Below are 18,462 nucleotides of genomic sequence, written 5' to 3'. Positions count from 1 at the left end.
TGGAAAAACCGTTCTAATTTTGCTTGTGGTACAATACCCACAAACTTTTGAACCTCTGATAAATACTGCTCACGCCATGGAATTGAATGAAAATAACCCGCCGGACAGCGACGGGCTTTCGGAAGATAGCATTTCCCGCGACGGGCTTCCGCCTTTTGTCAGCACCTGGAAGCAACTATATATTGTAATGATAGGCACGCTCGCTCTGCTGATCATCCTCTTCTATTTATTCATGACCCACTTTCAATGAACTATCTTGATTGGATTGTACTCTCACTAACCTTAATTTTTGTTGTTTCTTACGGTATCTACCGCAGCCGTGAAAAGCAATCCATGGATTCCTTTTTGCTTGCGGGAAAATCAATGCCGTGGTACCATGTGACCTTGTCGCTGATGGCTACCCAGGCCAGTGCGATCACTTTTTTATCCGCTCCCGGCCAGGCTTATACGGACGGAATGCGGTTTGTGCAGTTCTATTTTGGTCTGCCGCTGGCGATGGTGGTACTCTGCATCACATTTGTTCCCAAATTCAGCCAGCTAAAAGTCTTTACGGCCTATGAATTTCTGGAAGGCCGGTTCGACCTTCGTACCCGCGCCCTTACCTCTTTCCTGTTTCTCTTGCAGCGCGGACTTTCAACCGGTTTGTCGATCTATGCACCTTCTCTAATCTTATCCGCAATTCTCGGTTGGGACATTACCTGGACAAATATCATATCAGGTGGAATTGTAATGCTTTACACCATTTCAGGGGGCTCGCAGGCGGTTTCGCATACGCATTTGCAACAAATGGCGATTATTACGGTGAGTATGGTCGTGGCTGGCGTCATGGTCGTCAAATTCCTTCCCGAAGAAGTTTCATTTACCGACGCACTGCATGTAGCAGGCAAGATGGGCAAGGTCAATCTTATTGATTTCACTTTTGATTTAAATAACAGATATAATGTATGGTCTGGATTGATCGGTGGATTTTTCCTGCAACTCTCCTACTTTGGTACGGACCAATCGCAGGTTGGCCGGTTTATGACGGGCAGTTCACCAGGTCAAAGCAAGTTGGGTCTGGCTATGAATGGGTTACTAAAAATCCCGATGCAATTCCTGATCCTTTTAGTAGGTGTACTGGTTTTTGCATTCTACCAGTTTACAGCGCCGCCTTTATTTTTTAACCAAACGGTTGTTGATAAAATTAAAACCACCCAATACGCTTCGGAATACAATGCGCTTGAAAGCCAGCACAACCAGATCCAGGCAACAAAACGGCCGCAAGTCCTTGCATTGACCGATGCATTAAAAAGAGGGGACGAAAAAGCGATAGAAAATTCCCGCAATACTTTGGCAAAAATGGAGGCGAGCGTGGGCAAGGTAAGGACGGATGCACAAACGTTGCTTTCGAAGGCGAATGGAGGTGATACCAATGATGTTAACTACATTTTTTTGCGGTTTGTAATTGACTATCTGCCCGTCGGGATGGTCGGTTTACTGATTGCCGTTATTTTACTTGCGTCAATGGGCTCAGTGGCATCTGCCTATAATTCGCTTGCCTCTTGCACGGTGGTGGACATTTATAAACGAATGGTCCGCAAAGACAATGATTCCCATGATTATGTCGCTGCATCGCGTTGGGCCACTTTTTTTTGGGGCGTTTTCTGCATTTTTGTGGCGCAGTATGCGTCCCGGCTGGGCAGTATGATTGAGGCTGTTAACATTCTCGGCTCTCTTTTTTATGGGGTTATCCTTGGCATTTTCCTCGTCGCCTTTTATTTCAAGAACATCAATAGCAGGGCTGTTTTCTGGGGCAGCATCATCGGGGAAATATTCGTGGTGACCAGTTACATCCTCGATCTTACCGCATTTCTCTGGCTTAATTTAATCGGCTGCACACTGGTGATCGCTTTCGCATGGTGCATTGAAAAAATCTGGCCTCAAACAGGTGTCACGCCCAAATCTGCTTAGGGTATCTGTCAAACCGGTATAATTCCGCTCTAAAATTTAACATTTCGAAGAGACAGCATCATTATTTGCTTTTTTTAGGCTATCCTTTGAAACTATTCCGGCTTTTAAATCCTTAATAAACACAATCGGGGAACCGGGAGTGTGGCACTTGCTACATATTGTCACCGATTGTTACAAAACGTTTCGTCAGATATCATTTCTCTATCCAAACATTTTACTTGCATGAAGTATTGGTCAAAGCCACAGAAGATAATGCGTTTGGCATTTGGCTCGGCATTCCTGTTAATGAATTGTATTTCCCCCATTTTTGCACAGGTTATTCAAGAAAGCACAAAGGAGGCGCCCGTACTGGAACAGGCAACATTGCCGGAAGTAGTGGCTTATGCGATTAAAAACCAGCCGGTGATCCAGCAATCGTTAATAGATGAGCGCATTACCGAAAATCAGATCCGAAGCAAACTCGCCGATTGGTACCCCCAAATCAATTTCAATTACAACCTCCAACACAATTTTATCGTACAAACCAGCATTATCGCAGGCAATCCGGTTAAACTAGGTGTGAGTAACATTTCGGCGGCACAGTTTACATTGTCGCAGCAAATTTTTAATAAAGATGTGCTGCTAGCCAACAAGACCAGGAATAATGTTCAATTGGCGGCCAGCCAAAATACGGCCAATAACAAAACCGATCTGGCGGTGAATGTTTCAAAAGCTTTTTATGATGTGTTGGCCACTACCCAGCAAATTGACGTTGCTGGCGAAGATATAGTTAGGTTGGAAAGGAGTTTGAGGGATGCGGAAAATCAGTACAAATCGGGTGTTGCAGATAAGATTGATTTTAAGCGTGCGACGATTTCTCTCAATAATACCAAGGCCAATAAGAAGAGTAACGAGGAAGTATTGAAGGCAAAATTGGAATATCTTAAATATTTGATGGGTTATCCGATCGATAAGTCATTGAATATTAGCTACGATACATTGCAAATGGAACGGGAAATTTCCCTGGATACATTGCAGATTGTGGACTTGAATGCCAGAATCGAATATCAGATCCTTACCACCCAGAAAAAATTGCTGGAAGCTAATCTTCAATACAATAAATGGAGCTACTTGCCGAATATTTCACTTAACGGTGCCTACAACCTCAATTTCCAGAACAATCAGTTTGCAGAACTTTACAATAAAAATTACCCCAACTCTTTTGGCTTATTGACGCTTTCTCTCCCTCTTTATCAGGGCGGAAAAAGGAAAGCAAACACACGTCAGGCTGAATTGTTGGTTAAGCGACTCGACTGGGATATAAAAGGATTGCAAAACAATGTGAATTCTGAATATGCCTCGTCGCTTGCCAATTATAAAGGATACCTGACCAATTTATTGGCGCAAAAGGAAAACGTAGACCTTGCCCGCGAGGTGTATGATGTGATCCAGCTCCAATACAAATCCGGGATTAAGACTTACCTGGAAGTAGTAACTTCCGAAACGGATCTGCGACTGGCAAGAATCAACTATTATAATGCATTGTATCAGGTACTTGCAAGCAAGATAGATGTACAAAAAGCGCTCGGCCAGCTTAACTATCAATAACCTCCTGTTTACCCATTGCTAAATCGAAAATACCCTGATAATATGGTTTCCAATAAAATGAAATATTACACGGCTGCTTTGTCCCTTTTGACCCTGTTCTCCTGCGGGAAAAAAGAACAGCAGCAGCCCGCGCAACCTCAGGCTGTACAGGTAACCCTAACGGAAGTAACCACTTCGGAAGCCTCTTACTATGATGAATATCCAGGCACGGTAGTCCCGCTGAATGAAATTGAACTTCGTCCGCAGGTAACTGGCTTCATTACGGGCATTCATTTTAAGGATGGTGCCAGGGTACGAAAAGGTCAGTTATTGTATTCCATTGACGCTCAGCTTTATAACGCTAATTATGATCAGGCTGTAGCAAGTCTGAATGTACAGGAAGCGAATGTGTCCAAAGCCCAGAAAGATGCAGACCGGTATCATGAATTGGAAAAAAATGATGCGGTAGCAAAACAGTTGGTAGACAATGCTGACGCCGCTTTGGAAGTCGCAAAAAGGCAGTCTGACGCGGCTAAGGCAAACATTAAAGCAGTGGAGACGAGCGTCCGCTATACCAGAGTTCAGGCACCATTTGACGGGGTTATTGGCATTTCAGCGGTTAAGGTAGGCGCAGCAGTTTCAGCTGGGCAAACGATATTGAATACCGTTTCCACTGATAATCAGCTTGCCGTGGATTTTAATGTAGATCAGAAAGAAATTTACAGGTTTACTAATCTGATGAAAGGCCAGAAACCGGCTGATTCAACATTCACATTGAAATTTGGGAACGACATTTACCCTGCGAGCGGCAAAATTGCTTTCCTCGACAGGGCCGTTGATACGCAAACAGGTAGTATTAAAGCACGCCTTATTTTCCCAAATAAAACCAATCAGCTGCGCGCAGGTATGAGCGGCACCGTTCGTGTGCTGAGCAATTCAAAAGGCAAATCGGTATTGATTCCTTACAAAGCGGTGACCGAACAATTAGGTGAATATTTTGTATACGTGGCGGGCGACAGCAGCAAGGTTACTCAGCGTAGAATCGTGCTGGGCACAGCTATCGGACCCAATGTCATTGTAAAAGAAGGACTTAAAGGAGGTGAGAAAATTGCCGTTGAAGGGGTTCAGAATTTAAGGGAAGGGGCTGTTATCCAAGAAGGTAAATAGTTTTCACTCCTTTCTACTATTAAAAATTAGCAAAAATGATTGCAGATATTTTTATAAAAAGGCCGGTTACAGCCATCGTCGCGTCGGTTGTATTGGTCTTGGTTGGCTTAATATCACTTACCACGTTGCCCATCGCGCAATATCCGGATGTCACCCCGCCTACCGTATCCGTTACCGGCAACTTTACGGGCGCGGATGCCCAAACGGTGGAGCAGACGACCACCACGCCGATTGAAACGCAGATCAATGGTGTTCCGGGCATGACTTATATGTCCAGCAACAGTACCAGCAGCGGGCAAAGCAGCATTAACGTGACTTTCGACGTGGGTACAGATGTGAACATTGCGGCGCTTGACGTGCAGAACCGGGTAAGTGTTGCAGAGCCTACCCTGCCCGATGTTGTGAAAAGATTGGGACTTACGGTTCGTAAACGTCAGCCCAGCATTATGCTTGCCCTTGCGTTGTACTCTCCAAATGGCACGCACGATGCTCAGTTCATTGGTAACTACGCTAATATTTATATAAAGGATGCGATCCAGCGGGTAAAGGGAGTTGGTGACATTATTTCCCGCGCCGATGACTTTGGTATGCGGATTTGGTTAGATCCGGAAAAACTGGCTAACCTTCGAATGACACCTGCTGACATTACCGCATCCCTGGCAGAGCAAAATTTACAGATTGCAGCGGGTACGGTCGGTGGAAATCCTCAGCCCAATACACAGAGTTTTGAGTACAGCGTATTGACTAACAGCCGGTTAAACACCAAGGCGCAGTTTGAAGATATCATTGTGCGATCCAGCCCGCAGGAAGGCAGCATTGTTTATTTAAGGGATGTTGCACGGGTAGAGCTTGGAAAGTTTGATTATGGCGTAAATGCGTTTGTTTCCGGAAAACCCGCCGCTTTTGTTTTGATTTACCAGGCTCCCGGTGCCAATGCCCTCGACACTTACGAAGGCGTGATCAGTGCTTTGGAAAATATGAAAAAGACTTTTCCAAAGGACATTGATTACGTAATTCCCACGGAGACGGCTACCGTTGTAAAGGTTTCTATTGAAGAAGTATTGAAAACTTTTGCGGAAGCGATGGTGCTTGTCGTGATCGTGGTATTTATGTTTCTACAGAACTGGCGCGCAACATTGATCCCGATTCTTGCCATCCCCGTTTCACTGATCGGTACATTCATTTTCTTTATTCCGTTTGGCTTTACAATCAACACATTAACCCTGTTTGCCTTCGTTCTCGCAATCGGTATTGTGGTGGATGATGCGATTGTAGTGGTAGAAGCGGTACAGCATTATATTGATGAAAAGAAAATGTCACCCAGGGATGCGACCGTGCAGGCTATGAAGGATATTTCCGGCCCAGTTATCGCCATTGCGCTTATTCTGGCTGCGGTATTCGTTCCGGTAAGCTTTGTTCCAGGAATTGTAGGCCGTCTGTATCAGCAATTTGCTATTACCATTGCAGTATCGGTATTACTTTCTGCTTTTGTAGCGCTTTCGTTAACTCCTGCCTTATGCACCATTATGCTGAAACCTTCGAAAGGCGAAGGAGAGAGGAGAAACTGGCTCGAAAAGTTCTTTGAAGGCTTTAACAGGTGGTTTGACCGGGTTTCCCGCGGTTACACCAGAGGCGTTGCGAAATGGATCAAGGCCACTCCGCTGGTACTTGTCATGATGGTTTGCCTGTTTGTAGGTTTATTCTTTTTATTTAAAAACAAACCATCCGGATTTATTCCTGTGGAAGATGAAGGAAGGCTTTTTGTTACCTATGAAATGCCGGAAGCTGCTTCGACGACGCGCAACATTGCGATGATCAAAGATATCATGCAAAGAGTTTCTTCCATTCCGGAGGTGAGGGTTGTGGGTGGTTTGGCAGGATTGAATATTGTAAGTTTTTCCAATAAATCCAATGTTGGGACGATGTTCGTGAACTTAAAACCCTGGGCCGACCGGGAAGGGTCTGAACACCACGTGCAAGCAGTCATTAAAGAAATCCAGAAGCGTACCGCTAACATTAAGGAAGCAAGGATACTTGCCATAGCTCCTCCTGCTATTCCAGGACTTGGTGCTACCTCGGGTTTCACTTTCCAATTACAGCAATCGACAAGTTCGGACAACATTCAACAGTTTGAAACAGTGGTACGTGGTTTTCTTGGGGCTGTTAACAAGCGGCCGGAAATTGCGATGGCCTATACCTTTTTCAATGCGCGCACCCCAAGTTATCAGCTTGATGTGGACAGGGATAAAACCAAGAAACTGGGTGTGCAGGTCTCTGACGTGTTTAGTTCGCTTTCAACATTATTAGGTAGCAGTTATGTGAACGATTTCAACCTTTACGGGCGAAATTTCCGAGTAATGGTGCAGGCGGACAGCAGCTATAGATCTTCTTTGGATAAAATTCAAAAATTCTATGTGCGCAATCGTGAAGGGAATATGATACCGCTTAGTGCTTTGGTTACTTCCAAAGTTGTGGAAAACCCGGCGTTAATCTCTCACTACAATATTTATCGTTCAGTTGAGATCAACGGAACGCCAAAACCAGGATTTAGTAGCGGCCAGGCCATCGCAGCACTTCGCGAAGTTGCGCGGACATTGCCCGCAGGTTATAGCTACGAATTCTCGGGTATGAGTAGTGAAGAAATCAAAGCCGGCGATAGCACCACGACAATCTTTGCGATCTCTATTGTATTTGTGTTCCTTTTCCTCGCCGCGCTTTACGAGAGCTGGTCCATTCCATTCTCGGTTCTTTTTGCTGTACCTATCGGTGCTTTCGGATCTATCCTTACACTTACATTGCTCCCGAATCTTTCAAATAACATTTATGCTCAAATTGGGTTGATCACATTGATTGGTTTGGCTGCAAAAAATGCAATCCTGATCGTCGAGTTCGCCAAAGAGCGTGTGGATGGTGGTATGGAGTTGGTCAAAGCTACACTTGAAGCGGTACAACTGCGTTTGAGACCTATCATTATGACCTCTCTGGCCTTTATCCTGGGCGTATTGCCGCTGGCATTTGCAAGTGGCGCCGCGGCCGAATCACGGAAGACAATTGGCTGGACGGTGTTTGGCGGTATGCTCGCTGCAACGTCTCTTGCCATTTTTGTAGTACCCGTTCTGTTTGTCGCCATTGAAAAAATAGCACTGGGTAAAAAGCACGTCCAAGAGAAAAAAGATCCGGATAGTCCGGGACAGCAGGTTCTGGCCTGAAATAAGATAGTGTCCAAGCGGAGCCTGTTCTGAAATCAGGCTCCGCTTTTTTAATTAGCTTTTGAAACAAATAATTGATCTGAGATCATGTATGTAAAACAAGTGTTTTCGGTATGGAGACTTTTAAAAGGGATCTGGGCTGGGGTATTGGCAGTAACTGCTTATGCCACATTGGTTTTCTACCTTTTTAGCTATCAACAATGGCACTTCCTTTCTTTTCCTATTTCTATTATTACCATTCTCGGAACAGCCCTTTCCTTATTGCTTGGTTTCCGGACTAACTCTGCTTATGACCGATGGTGGGAAGCCCGCAAATCATGGGGAGAGATAGTAAATGACAGCCGTACGCTGGTCAGGCAATCAAAAGCATTTGTTTCTGCGCCAGAGGAGGAAAAGGACGCTATTATCTCAAATATTGCTCATTTGCAGATTGCCTGGTGTTACGCCCTGACGAATTCGCTGCGGAAAGATCCTGTATTGGTCTACGCCGATCTACACCTTAACAGCGAAGAACATAATTATGCTGCTGCCCAGGATAACATTCCGAATGCCATCCTTAATCTCATCCAATTCAAAATGGCTGATTTGCATCGGGGAGGCAAAATTGAAACATTGTTGTATCAGAACATTGATCAGACGATACAGCGGCTTTGTGACTCAATGGGAAAGTGTGAGAGGATTAAGAATACGATTTTCCCGACTCAGTACAGCTTTTTTGTTCTTTTGGTGATATTCATTTTCACACTAATCTTGCCGATGGGACTTGTTGAAAGTATAGGCAGAATTGCAATTCCTATCACCTTCATCATTTCGTTCCTCTTTTTCTATGTGGAATGGATCGCTTACATTCTGCAAAATCCGTTTGAAAACAGCCCGAACGACATCCCTATGACCTCCTTATCCCGCAGCATTGAGATCAATCTTTTGCAATTGATCGAAGCAGATAAAATTCCCGAAAAAATTCTACCAAAAAACGGGGTGATTATGTAAAAAAGAAAAGACTGCCCGTATTTCGGACAGCCTTCATTTTAATTCTTAGTGAGCAATTTATTCAACCTTGACGGTTGTATAATATAGTTCAAGTTTTACACCTGGATCGCTACTTTTCTGATCGCCAATCACAAGTCTGTTAAGCCCGTTGGTAAACTCAGTATCTGCTGAAGGATAAGTTGTGGATGGCCTGTTACTGCCTGAATTGAAAGCCGAAGTTCGCAATAGTAATCCACCAACGTCGCCTGTTTCACTCGTAAGTAATTCTGTAACATAGGAACTTAGATCTAGCAGATAATACTGCTTGTTGTTAATCACGTCAACGGTATAATTAGCTGAAATTGCAACAGGCTGTTGGGTTGAAAGATTGGTCAGTGCAAGTGGAAAACCGTCACCACCCAGATAAAACTCATTATTCTTGTTGCATCTGAAAACGTAAATTTGCGGCGGTGCTTTTAACTGGTCCGTCACCGAAAACTGCTTGGGCGTGATCCTGAGAAACGCCCGGTTAGCCACACTGTACTTGGTAAATCTCAGGTTTCTTACCGACGGCAAATCTATACGGGTCATGATCCCTAGGCCAGCCTGGATAAAGGACATATTGCCCGTTTGAGCGGAAGGTATAGCCACTCTCTGATTCGCAGGCAATTTGGCAACAATGGTGCCACTTCTATCAGCCAGAATTTGATTGTAGGAAGCACTAGACCTGAATACACTGGAATCCTTTTTGACGCCATCCACATCGGGAATCCGGTAGTGAAGCTGCAGGTATACGAGGTCGGATCTGAAACCAATAACCGCTCCATTGTCCGAAGCACCGCCTTTTATTAGAATCCCCTTGACAAGATTAATCCAATCTTCATTGGATGTGATGAGGTTGGTTTTTCCCCTTTCAAAGATATCCTTGCCCAAGACATCCGAAAGCTTGATTATAAGTCTTTTTGTGGTTCTCGGCGTAGGATTTATTTTTACTTTTCCCAAAGGAGTTTCTTCAAAGGCCGTGGAATTGGTGTTATAATATGCATCCTTATCGAGAATATCGGCTAAAACCTTATGAACGGAGAGGTTTAATTGCTTGGTGGTGTCCCCGTAAGTATAATTGTCATAAGTGAGTGAGAGTACAAGTGAATCATATTCAGCAGCTACGGGAACAGTGATAGCTGTTTGAGTCGTCGGCTGAAAAAAAGATGCCGTCTGAATCTTACCGAAATAGGGATCTATATATCTGCCCACCAACAATCTGGAAGGGGCGCCTGTAAAGGATGAGTCAGTAAGTACGGTTGAAAGCTGAACGGTTGCAGTATCAGAAAACAAAACAGCAAAATCATCCGGATTGGGCTGGACCAGCGATTTGATCTGATCGCCCCATTCACAGGCCATCATTGAAAACGAAACCCAAATGATAAACAGAAGTTTAGAAGCTGTTGAGAATCCTTTAGAGGAATAAGAGAAAAATTTCATTTAGAGCAATAACAGTAAAAAGTGCAAAATTATCATATGTGTACTTAAATACAACATGGAATGGAACAATTAGACAAATAGAAATCAGAAAGTAGCTTGCAACAGATTCTCAAGAGTGGACGTAAAGCTTGTCAGAGGCTTTCAATGGGATACGCAGGGGTCAACAAAAAAGTGGCAAACCATTTGAGAAACGTAAAATAGCCGCCACTATTTCAAGTCAGTAAGGTTAAAAGCAACTTGGGGTTACAACTCCGAAAAACAAGCAACATTGCCTTTAATTTTGCGTTAGAACTAACTGACCGGTTAAAGTTTTGGACAAAAAACATCTTATAATTTTACTTAGCAGGTTCAAGATGTTATGTTTGCAAAAATTTTCAATAAAACGCTTTGCGTTTATTGACTACTGGTCTCAACCCAAAATTGAAAATATTTTCTCTGGATTCATCTGTAACAATTAGTCAAACCATAATTTTCATGTTTAATACTTTAAGAAAAGTTTCATTAGCCATTCTAGTTGCTTCTACCACTTTTGTTCAAATAAGCTGTAATAAAGACGATCCGGAAGCGGAGAAAACAGGTAACTGGTACCGTCAGGGACTACCTAGCTTTGGCGGATCTGCAAGAACGGGTGCCGTAAGTTTTGTTATTGGTGACGTGGGATATATCGGCACAGGCTATACCAATGAGACCGTTGCGCGTGTCAAAGATTTTTGGGCTTACAATGCACAAACAAAGATATGGACGCAGGCAGCTCCGTTTCCAGGAACTGGCAGAAATGGCGCGACAGCGTTTGTCCTTGATGGAAAAGCTTATGTGGGAACGGGATATGAAGGTCCAACTTCTGTCGATAATGGTTATAAAAAGGATTTTTACCAATATGATCCTGCTGGAAACAAATGGAAAGCGGTTGCTGATTATCCGGGAACACGCCAATATGCTACTTCGTTTGTTGCCAACAACCGTGCTTACGTAGGATTGGGTTACAATGGAAGCAATTATTTCCAGGATTTCTACGAATACAACGCTGCAACGGATAAATGGTCATCAATAGCCACATTCATTGGCGGAAAGCGTAGTGGCGCCCTGTCATTCACGATTGGCGGAAAAGCATATGTTGGATTCGGAAGAAGCAATTCTGGCATTTCTACAAAAGATGTTTACAGTTTTGATCCTGCTGGCAATAGCGGCACTGGGGCATGGGTACGAATAGACTTTACGGATGACAGTGCAGAAGAAGATTTTCCGGTAAGAGCGTTTGCTACGGCACTGGTTATTAACGAAAAAGCATACGTCATTGGTGGCGAAGGAAAATCTGATGTTTGGGAATATGTTCCCGGAACAAATACCTGGACCGAGATGTCTTCCTTTGCGGATCAGAGAGGATTTGCAGCAGGGTTCACGGTTGGTAACACAGGTTATTTCGGCACTGGAAGTCCTAGCGGTTCAGGCGGTTTTGATGACTTATGGGCATTTGATCCTGCTGCGCCTGTTAATGATGACGACAATCAGTGATTAAAAGTAGCAAAATCAGTCTCCTGATTATTTGCATATTGGCCTTCGCCGTTGCGGTTTATTTTTTCCTTCCTAGCAGGACGGGAATTTCAAACGGCAACGACGAAGGCCTTTCTCAGTTCAGGGTTGAAGCATTTAAAAAAGAAACCGGCTGGGGATATCGCATTTATCAAGATACGACCGCAGTGATTGAGCAGACTAGCGTTCCAGGAGTTCCTGGAAAATCTGGTTTCGCAACTGAGGAGCTTGCTCGAAAGACCGGCCAGCTTGTGCAGAGAAAACTGGATCAGGGCATCTTCCCCCCTACCATCACAGCCAACGAACTTGACAGTCTGGGTATCAGATAGTGGGTAATCAGGCTATCCTGATTTACTGGTTGGTTTTTTGAATTTGATAAATTCCCATAATCGGGTAATGATCAGAATACTTGACTTGATTGAGCGTCTTGAAGTCGAGCATATTCAGTTGATCCGATTTGTAAAACTGGTGATCTATCCGGATAAAATAAGGGATATGGTTGAATGTGAAACCAAACCCTTCACCTTTTTCTTCAAAACCATTCCTCATGCTTTTTCTTAATCTCCCGTAAACATACCCATACGGTACCTCATTAAAATCCCCACAGATTATAACGGGATAGGGAGATTCGGCAATCCACGATTCGAGCACCTGCAATTGTTTTGAACGCTGCATGAAGCCGGTTTTCATCCTTTTAAAAGTGGTTTTGCCCTCGGCCCTAATGCCTTCCATTTCTTTCTCATGGGCCAGCTTACTCAGGTTTAGTGTCATGGAGTACAAATGCACCCCGATCATACGGACTGTATCATTCTTTATTTCAATATCGGCCTGGACAAGCCCGTTCTGAGCCTGAAAAATGGTATCTCTTGCATTAATGATCGGGTATTTGGAGAACAGAGCCAGCCCAGTATAATAATTTCTGCCTTTCCTGATCTCCTCACTATACTTCACACTGTATTTGTAACCTCCCGATCGCAATGTTTCATTTATATTAAAAAGCCTGGTTTCATCTTCATAATATTCAGGCATGCAAATAATGTCCGCGCCTAAATCCCGTACCCAGACCTTCATGGATGCAATATCTTCCTTTACCGTAGGCTCTCTCTGATCCGAATTCTTCATGAATACACGCGTGTTATAGCTCAAAACAGAAAATGAATGGTCAGCAGTCGCACTGGTATTAGGTTTTCTATTGATAGAGAAAGTCCTTGAAGCGAATATACCGCCAAGAGCGAGAAGCGTGATCGGCAAAAGCGCCTTTTTTCTATCTATCACAAACCAGATCAGTACCGACAAAATATGCACAATGATCACGGCAGGAAAAGACATCATCATGAAACCTGCCAACCAGCCGTCAGATGGTATCCAAAGGATTAGCGCGTAAACGATCACCGTATAAAAAGCAAAACATTTATATAAAAACCACAAAAAGTTCTTTAATCCTTGCATCGACTGTCTAAATCCGTTTTATTTCCTAAAAATAGGTGATGGAAGTCAAACAGGAAGACTTTTCCTGGTTTGTACATGTGATAAAATAGTTTTACCTTTGCATCCGATTCTAGATTGATTGATTGATTGAGGGGGCTTTAATCCCCTTTTTTATTTGCAGTAGGCCTTACATGACATTAAAGGAACACTTAGAAGTTTTACTGAATCCGCTTCTTGAAGATGGCAATTGCTTTTTGATTGACATTGTCATGAAGCCTTCCAAAGTAAGTCAGAAAATAACAATCCTTGTTGATAGTGATGAAGGGATTACCATCCAGCAATGCACATCTATCAGCAGAAGACTTGCCAAGCAACTTGAAGAATTGGAATTGATTACCGAGGCTTACACGCTGGAAGTATCTTCGCCAGGATTGGATCAGCCGCTCATTCTCCCCCGTCAATATCAAAAGAATGTGGGAAGGAATTTGAAGCTGACTCTTAAAAACGGTGAGATTTTACAAGGCACTTTAACGAATGCAAACGATAGCCAAATAACTCTTCAGTTGCCTTTACCAAAAAAGAAATCCAAAGTTCCCGTTGAAGATAGTTCGTTGATTCGCACCGTGGAATTGGCTGATATTGCAAAGGCAATGATCGAGATTTCTTTTAAATAGTTTGCGAAACGGATTTACCTGACCCGTTTGTAATCAATTATATAATATGTATAACTTAGTATCAGCAAATATTCTTTACACAAGCAATGGATAGCGGAATATTAATTGAGTCATTCGCGGAGTTTGCAAGCTCTAAAAACATCGATCGTCCAACTATGATCAGTGTTTTGGAAGAAGTGTTTCGGACAATGATTCGCAAAAAATACGGTACAGACGACAATTTTGACGTGATCATCAACCCGGAGAGCGGCGACCTTGAAATGTGGCGCACTCGGGAGATTGTTGACGATAACTCCGAAGACATCTGGGACTATAATAAAATTCCATTGGCTGAGGCGCGTAAAATTCAGGGTGACTTTGAAGTTGGGGAAGAGGTTGCGGAAGAAGTGAAACTCGTGGAATTTGGCCGCAGACTTGTTCAGACTGCACGCCAGACGCTGATCCAGAAAATTAAGGACATGGAAAAAGAAATCATGTTCGAAAAATATAAAGATCAGGTTGGAGAAATGATAACCGGTGAGGTTTATCAAACTCTAAGACACGAGGTGATTATTATTGACAGTGAAGGAAATGAACTTTCCCTCCCACGCACCGAGCAGATTTCGAAAGATCGTTTCCGCAAAGGGGAATCGGTGAAATCTATCATCCACAAAGTTGAAATGAATAATGGTTCACCAAAAATAACGCTTTCTAGAACTTCCCCTCTTTTCCTGGAAAGGCTCTTTGAAGTTGAAATTCCTGAGATATATGATGGAATTATTTCGGTAAGACGTGTTGTTCGTGAGCCAGGGGAACGTGCAAAAGTGGCCGTAGAATCTTACGACGACAGAATTGATCCGGTAGGAGCTTGTGTTGGGATGAAAGGTTCCCGCATTCACTCCATCGTACGCGAACTTGGAAATGAAAATATCGATGTTATTAATTACACAGATAACCTTGAACTGTTAATCAGCCGGGCTCTGAGCCCTGCCAAAGTAAGTTCAATGCAAATTGACCGTGAAGCAAAACGCGTTTCCGTTTTCCTAAAACCAGATCAGGTTTCTTTGGCCATCGGAAAAGGCGGGCAGAATATTAAGCTTGCTGGTAAGTTGGTTGGAATGGAAATTGATGTGTTCAGGGATATTGAAGAGCAGAATGACGAAGATGTGGATCTTACAGAATTCTCTGATGAAATTGATGAATGGATTATCAGTGAACTCCACAAAATTGGTTTAGATACAGCGAAAAGCGTACTAGCACTCAATAAAGAAGAGCTTGTCAGAAGAACCGATTTGGAAGAAGCAACGGTAGACGAGGTCATGGAAATTCTTCGAAAAGAATTTGAATAAAAAAATCTGGCAGGTTTACCATTTGGGCGAGCCTGCCAGCAATGCAAAACTTTTTTCTACTAATTGCTAATATGGCAGAAGATAAAATGATGCGCCTTAGCCAAGTGGCACGGATCCTGAACGTAGGAATTACTACGATCGTGGACCATCTGTCTGCTAAAGGGTATAAGGTGGAGAGTAACCCGAATACAAAGATTAATGCTGACCAAATCGAATTTCTTGCAAAAGACTTCAAATCTGATGATCTGAGATCTTCTCTTACATATAGACCCGCTGCCCCTGTTGAGGTTCCAGTCGAGATTAAAGAAGACAAAGTCAAAAGTGATGTTGATGGAATCCTTTATTTCCGCAACGCACAAAAACCTGAGGAAAAGCCGGTCGTTGAAGAACAAATGGCATCGGCAGGGCAATCTGCTTTTGAAAACCGGCTTCCCGGAATTAAAGTCATCGGAAAAATTGATCTGGATGCCAGGCGTCCTGCACCAACGCAACCAATTACACCGCAGGTAGAGGAGCCGAAAAAAGAACCTGTTGTCGAAAAGCCAGCTAGCATTGCGCCGGTTGAGGTGAAGGAAGAAGTAAAACCTGAACCAGTTCCAGTTGAGGCGACGATAGAGAAAGAACCAGAAAAAGAAGCTCCGGTAGAAGTTGTTGCAAAACCGGAACCAGTAGAAGTAAAAGCTGAAACACCTGTTAATCAAGAACCAGTTTCTCAGCCTGAACCTAGAATTGAAGCTCCGGCAATACTAAATGATATAAATACTGAGACACCGGCTGCTGTAACGGAAGCAAAAGAAGTTGCCGAAGAGGAGGTCCCTGCTGGTGAGTCTGAATTGATAGAAGCGAAGGGTGAGCAGTTGCGCGGTCTCCGGGTCGTAGGTAAAATTGAGCTGCCGTCGGATAAGATTAAGAAAAAAGATCCGGTTGCATCCAGTGATGCCTCGGCTGATAAAAAACGTCGTCGTAAAAGGAAAAGAATCCGCGACGGATCAGTGGTTGCAGGAGAAGCACGGCCTGCGACAACGACAACCCCTGAAATTGACCCGGCCACCGGCAAACCAAGGGAAACTACAACGCCTGCGGGTAACAGAACTGGAAACAGGCCTACCACTCCTGGTGGCACCACAACTACACCTGCTACTGGCACGGGAACTCCGGGTGCTGCTAAAACCGGCCCTAACAACCGTCCGGCAAGCCCAGGCAGTAATCGCAGAGGCGGTAAAAGGGAAGAAGTATCTGACAAAGAAGTCTCTGATAATATACGGGCAACAATGGCCCGTATGGGTGGTGGTAACACCAAAAATATGGCACGCGGAAAAGGAAACCGACGCCGCGACCGCGCCGATCAAAATGATCCTAATGGACTTGGAGACGAGGAAACAAAAGTACTTCGCGTAACCGAATTCGTATCTGCAAACGACCTGGCATCTTTGATGGATGTCACCGTTCAGGAAGTTATTTCGGTTTGCATGAGCATGGGTATGTTCGTATCCATTAATCAGCGTTTGGATGCCGAGGCGATCACTTTTATTGCCGATGAATTCGGCTTCGAAGTTGCCTTCATCTCGGCCGAGGAAGAAGTTCAAAATGATGTACAGGAAGAAGTTGATGACGAAGAAAGCCTAAAAGAAAGGGCTCCGATAGTTACCATCATGGGTCACGTTGACCATGGTAAAACGTCACTTCTTGATTATATCCGTCAGGAAAATGTTGCAAGTGGCGAGGCGGGTGGGATCACCCAGCACATTGGCGCTTATAGTGTAAAAACAAAAACGGGTAAGCAGGTAACGTTCCTGGATACTCCTGGTCACGAGGCTTTTACAGCGATGCGTGCTCGTGGAGCGAAGGTTACGGATGTTGTTATCATTGTGATTGCAGCTGACGACAGCGTCATGCCTCAAACACGTGAAGCGATCAATCACGCGCAGGTTGCCAATGTACCGATTGTATTTGCATTCAGTAAAGTAGATAAAGCGGGAGCTAACACCGAAAAAATCCGTGAGGAGCTTGCCAACATGAACCTTCTGGTTGAAGAATGGGGAGGTAAATACCAGACGCAGGAAATTTCATCAAAATCTGGAATGGGTATTGACGAATTGTTGGAAAAAGTTTTGCTGGAAGCTGAACTACTTGAATTAAAGGCCAATCCGGAACGTCGTGCGATAGGAACTGTTGTAGAAGCTTCTCTGGACAAAGGGCGTGGATATGTAACAACTATCCTGGTTCAGACCGGAACATTAAAATTAGGCGATGTTGTATTGGCAGGAGCGCACTTTGGCAAGGTAAAAGCAATGACTGATTACCTTGGCAAAAAGTTGAAAACAGCCGGTCCTTCCATGCCGGTTCAGTTATTAGGCTTAAACGGGGCTCCGCAAGCTGGTGACCGCTTCAATGTTTTCGAAAATGAACGAGATGCACGTGACATTGCGACCAAAAGGGAGCAAATCCAGAGAGAGCAATCCATTCGGACCCGCAAACATATTACGCTGGAAGAAATTGGCCGTCGTAAGGCAATCGGTAGTTTCCGTGAGCTGAACCTCATTGTAAAAGGAGACGTGGATGGATCTGTCGAGGCACTTTCTGACTCGTTATTGCAGCTTTCGACTTCGGAAGTTCAGGTCAACATCATTCACAAAGCGGTGGGGCAAATTTCCGAATCGGATGTTAACCTTGCCATTGCGTCTGATGCCATTATTGTAGGGTTTCAGGTACGTCCATCTTCAAATGCGAAGAAAATGGCCGAGCAGGATCAAATTGAGATCAGACATTACTCGGTTATCTACCAAGCAATTGACGAAATCAAAGACGCCATGACCGGTATGCTTGCCCCGACGATTGAAGAAATCATTACCGGAAATATTGAAATCCGCGAAGTGTTCAAAATCAGCCGTATCGGAACCATTGCAGGTTGCTATGTTACGGACGGATTTGTAAAACGGAACAATAAAATCCGCGTGGTACGCGATGGTATCGTGCTTTACACAGGCGAGATAGATTCCCTGAAACGTTACAAAGACGATGTTCAGGAAGTTAAAAACGGTTATGAATGCGGCTTAAGTGTTAAAAACTACAACGATATAGAAGTAGGTGATATCATTGAAAGCTTTGAATTCCGTGAAGTGAAGAGAACGCTTTAATAAAACTTTATATTAAAAAAGT

Annotated in this window: 13 protein-coding genes; 11 read left to right on the top strand and 2 right to left on the bottom strand. The window is 43.9% G+C overall.

The window, feature by feature from the left end; translation table 11 throughout:
- Positions 1–76 precede the first annotated feature (76 nt).
- From FHS68_RS20190 to FHS68_RS20165, 6 genes are all read left to right on the top strand, one after another.
- Complete coding sequence (locus FHS68_RS20190; protein WP_167274064.1) at positions 77–250, top strand: hypothetical protein; 174 nt, start codon at positions 77–79, stop codon at positions 248–250.
- A complete protein-coding gene (locus tag FHS68_RS20185) occupies positions 247–1,950 on the top strand; it encodes a sodium:solute symporter family protein (RefSeq protein WP_167274061.1) in 1,704 nt (567 codons plus the stop codon). The genes FHS68_RS20190 and FHS68_RS20185 overlap by 4 nt, the downstream gene beginning before the upstream one ends.
- 222 nt (positions 1,951–2,172) lie before the next feature.
- Positions 2,173–3,537: a TolC family protein gene (locus tag FHS68_RS20180; protein WP_167274059.1), complete on the top strand. Its 1,365-nt coding sequence runs from the start codon at positions 2,173–2,175 to the stop codon at positions 3,535–3,537.
- Between the two features lie 42 nt (positions 3,538–3,579).
- Positions 3,580–4,683 carry an efflux RND transporter periplasmic adaptor subunit gene (locus FHS68_RS20175; RefSeq protein WP_167274056.1) on the top strand — a complete coding sequence of 368 codons (1,104 nt, stop codon included), beginning with the start codon at positions 3,580–3,582 and terminating at the stop codon, positions 4,681–4,683.
- Positions 4,684–4,718: 35 nt separating this feature from the next.
- Entirely contained in the window at positions 4,719–7,892 is a 3,174-nt protein-coding gene (locus tag FHS68_RS20170; RefSeq protein WP_167274055.1) for an efflux RND transporter permease subunit, read from the top strand.
- 87 nt (positions 7,893–7,979) lie between these two features.
- Complete coding sequence (locus FHS68_RS20165) at positions 7,980–8,882, top strand: bestrophin family protein (RefSeq protein WP_167274052.1); 903 nt, start codon at positions 7,980–7,982, stop codon at positions 8,880–8,882.
- Between the two features lie 57 nt (positions 8,883–8,939).
- On the opposite strand, the gene FHS68_RS20160 is transcribed toward FHS68_RS20165, so the two are convergent.
- A complete protein-coding gene (locus tag FHS68_RS20160) occupies positions 8,940–10,265 on the bottom strand; it encodes a DUF4270 family protein (protein ID WP_229211984.1) in 1,326 nt (441 codons plus the stop codon).
- A gap of 552 nt (positions 10,266–10,817) precedes the next feature.
- Between FHS68_RS20160 and FHS68_RS20155 the strand changes: the two genes are divergently transcribed.
- Positions 10,818–11,855: a Kelch repeat-containing protein gene (locus FHS68_RS20155; RefSeq protein ID WP_167274047.1), complete on the top strand. Its 1,038-nt coding sequence runs from the start codon at positions 10,818–10,820 to the stop codon at positions 11,853–11,855.
- Positions 11,852–12,202: a DUF4907 domain-containing protein gene (locus tag FHS68_RS20150; protein ID WP_310588611.1), complete on the top strand. Its 351-nt coding sequence runs from the start codon at positions 11,852–11,854 to the stop codon at positions 12,200–12,202. Before FHS68_RS20155 ends, FHS68_RS20150 begins: the two co-directional genes overlap by 4 nt.
- A 22-nt stretch (positions 12,203–12,224) precedes the next feature.
- On the opposite strand, the gene FHS68_RS20145 is transcribed toward FHS68_RS20150, so the two are convergent.
- Complete coding sequence (locus tag FHS68_RS20145; RefSeq protein WP_167274045.1) at positions 12,225–13,322, bottom strand: endonuclease/exonuclease/phosphatase family protein; 1,098 nt, start codon at positions 13,320–13,322, stop codon at positions 12,225–12,227.
- Positions 13,323–13,492: 170 nt separating this feature from the next.
- Here FHS68_RS20145 and rimP point away from each other — a divergent pair, with 170 nt between their 5' ends.
- The 3 genes from rimP to infB all read left to right on the top strand — a co-directional run bounded on the left by rimP (position 13,493) and on the right by infB (position 18,440).
- Entirely contained in the window at positions 13,493–13,975 is a 483-nt protein-coding gene (rimP, locus tag FHS68_RS20140) for a ribosome maturation factor RimP (RefSeq protein ID WP_167274042.1), read from the top strand.
- A gap of 86 nt (positions 13,976–14,061) precedes the next feature.
- Positions 14,062–15,303, top strand: a complete 1,242-nt coding sequence (nusA, locus tag FHS68_RS20135) for a transcription termination factor NusA (protein ID WP_167274039.1) — start codon at positions 14,062–14,064, stop codon at positions 15,301–15,303.
- A gap of 71 nt (positions 15,304–15,374) precedes the next feature.
- Positions 15,375–18,440, top strand: coding sequence for a translation initiation factor IF-2 (gene infB, locus FHS68_RS20130; protein ID WP_167274037.1), 3,066 nt, complete (start codon positions 15,375–15,377; stop codon positions 18,438–18,440).
- Positions 18,441–18,462 lie beyond the last annotated feature (22 nt).

The sequence above is a fragment of the Dyadobacter arcticus genome, assembly GCF_011762185.1.
Lineage (GTDB): Bacteria > Bacteroidota > Bacteroidia > Cytophagales > Spirosomataceae > Dyadobacter > Dyadobacter arcticus.
The sequence above is the reverse complement of the archived record's forward strand: the minus strand, read 5'-3'. Positions and strand labels throughout refer to the sequence as shown.